2 protein-coding genes are annotated in these 2,302 nt (G+C 66.2%); both read left to right on the top strand.

Annotated elements, in window-relative coordinates:
- Positions 1–27: 27 nt before the first annotated feature.
- Entirely contained in the window at positions 28–1,410 is a 1,383-nt protein-coding gene (locus tag HP546_RS29290; RefSeq protein ID WP_172233082.1) for an aspartate aminotransferase family protein, read from the top strand.
- A 174-nt stretch (positions 1,411–1,584) separates the two neighbouring features.
- The coding region (locus HP546_RS29285; RefSeq protein WP_172233079.1) for an aldehyde dehydrogenase family protein at positions 1,585–2,302 on the top strand (718 nt) is incomplete at its 3' end.

Here is a 2,302-nt window from a genome sequence, read left to right as displayed (position 1 = left end):
CAACCCCACCGCAAAGGAAAACCAACAATGAATGCGCCTTTCGCCCCGCAACGCCAGACCCGTGACTACCAGGCAGCCGATGCCGCGCACCACATCCATGCCTTCCTCGACCAGAAGGCGCTGAACGCCGAAGGGCCGCGGGTGATCGTGGGTGGCGAACGCCTGCACCTGTGGGACAGCGAGGGCAAGCGCTACCTGGATGGCATGTCGGGCCTGTGGTGCACCCAGCTCGGCTACGGCCGCCGCGACCTGACCGCCGCCGCTGCCGCGCAGATGGACCAGCTGGCCTACTACAACATGTTCTTCCACACCACTCACCCGGCGGTGATCGAACTGTCCGAACTGCTGTTCAGCTTGCTGCCCGGGCACTATAGCCACGCGATCTACACCAACTCAGGCTCCGAAGCCAACGAGGTGCTGATCCGTACCGTGCGCCGCTACTGGCAAGTCGTCGGCCAGCCGACCAAGAAGATCATGATCGGCCGCTGGAACGGCTACCACGGCTCGACCTTGGCGGCCACGGCGCTGGGCGGCATGAAGTTCATGCACGAAATGGGCGGGCTGATCCCGGATGTGGCGCACATCGACGAGCCGTACTGGTACGCCGAGGGCGGCGAGCTGACCCCGGCCGAGTTCGGCCGCCGCTGCGCGCTGCAGCTGGAAGCAAAGATCCTCGAACTGGGCGCCGAGAACGTAGCAGGCTTTATCGCCGAACCGTTCCAGGGTGCCGGTGGCATGATCTTCCCGCCGGAAAGTTACTGGCCGGAAATCCAGCGCATCTGCCGCCAGTACGACGTGCTGCTGTGTGCCGACGAGGTGATTGGTGGCTTTGGCCGCACCGGTGAATGGTTCGCCCATGAGTACTTCGGCTTCGAGCCCGACACGCTGTCGATCGCCAAGGGCCTGACCAGCGGCTACGTGCCCATGGGTGGGCTGGTGCTGAGCAAGCGCATTGCCGAGGCGCTGGTCGAGCGCGGCGGGGTGTTTGCCCACGGCCTGACCTATTCCGGGCACCCGGTGGCGGCGGCGGTGGCGGTGGCCAACCTGAAGGCACTGCGTGACGAAGGCATCGTGCGCCAGGTGAAGGAAGACACCGGGCCGTACCTGCAGCGCATCTTGCGCGAGGTGTTTTCCGATCACCCGTTGATCGGCCAGGTGCAGGGTGCCGGGCTGGTGGCAGCGCTGCAGTTTGCCGAACACAAGCCGACGCGCAAGCGCTTTGCCAACGAGAACGACCTGGCCTGGCAATGCCGCACCTTCGGCTTCGAGGAAGGGGTGATCATTCGCTCCACCCTCGGCCGGATGATCATGGCCCCGGCGCTGATCGCCAGCCATGGCGAGCTGGACGAGCTGGTCGAAAAGACCCGCATCGCCGTGGACCGTACCGCGCGCCTGGTCGGCAGGCTCTGACCATCCGCAAGCCCACCGCCACCCCTGTGGGAGCGGGCTCACCCGCGAAGAATGCGACGCGGTGTGTGGCACCGGCTTTGCTGGTGCCCGCGGGTGAACCCGCTTCCACAGGGCTGTACGAAAACTGCACCTTATGAGCAACAGAGACCGCGATGGCGGTTACCTGGAGTACAAATGTACACCCTCGAATTCTGGCAACAACGCGCCTCGGACTTGTATCTGCCCGCCTGCGCGCTGATCGACGGCAAAGCCGTCAACGCACAGGGCGGCGCAACGTTCGCCGCCATCAACCCCGCCACAAACCAGGTCCTGGCACAGGTCGCCGCCTGCGGCCAGGCCGAGGTCGACCTGGCCGTCGCCAGCGCCCGTCGGGCCTTCGAGCAAGGCCCCTGGCCGCGCATGGCCCCGACCGAGCGCAAGAAAGTACTGTTGCGCCTGGCCGAGCTGATCATGGCCCACCGTGAAGAGCTGGCCCTGCTGGACTCGCTGAACATGGGCAAGCCGGTCATGGACGCCTACAACATCGACGTACCGGGCTCGGCACATGTGTTCGCCTGGTACGGCGAGGCGCTGGACAAGCTATACGACCAGGTAGCGCCTACCGCAGCCAATGCCCTCGCCACCATCACCCGGGAGGCCTTGGGCGTGGTCGCTGCGGTGGTACCGTGGAACTTCCCGCTCGACATGGCCGCCTGGAAGCTTGCCCCGGCATTGGCCGCCGGCAACAGCGTGGTGCTCAAGCCCGCCGAGCAGTCGCCGTTCTCGGCCCTGCGCCTGGCCCAGCTGGCGCTGCAGGCCGGGTTGCCGGAAGGGGTACTGAACGTGGTGCCGGGCCTGGGCGAGCAGGCCGGGCAGGCGCTGGGGCTACACCCGGATGTGGATTGCCTGGTGT

It is taken from the genome of Pseudomonas sp. CM25 (assembly GCF_013179705.1).
Classification (GTDB): domain Bacteria; phylum Pseudomonadota; class Gammaproteobacteria; order Pseudomonadales; family Pseudomonadaceae; genus Aquipseudomonas.
Note: the sequence above shows the minus strand (reverse complement) of the source record. Positions and strands in the feature narration are given on the sequence as shown.

Coding starts and splice junctions, on each gene's coding strand:
- HP546_RS29290 (WP_172233082.1), top strand. CDS start 28: ATGAATGCGCCTTTCGCCCCGCAACGCCAGACCCGTGACTACCAGGCA.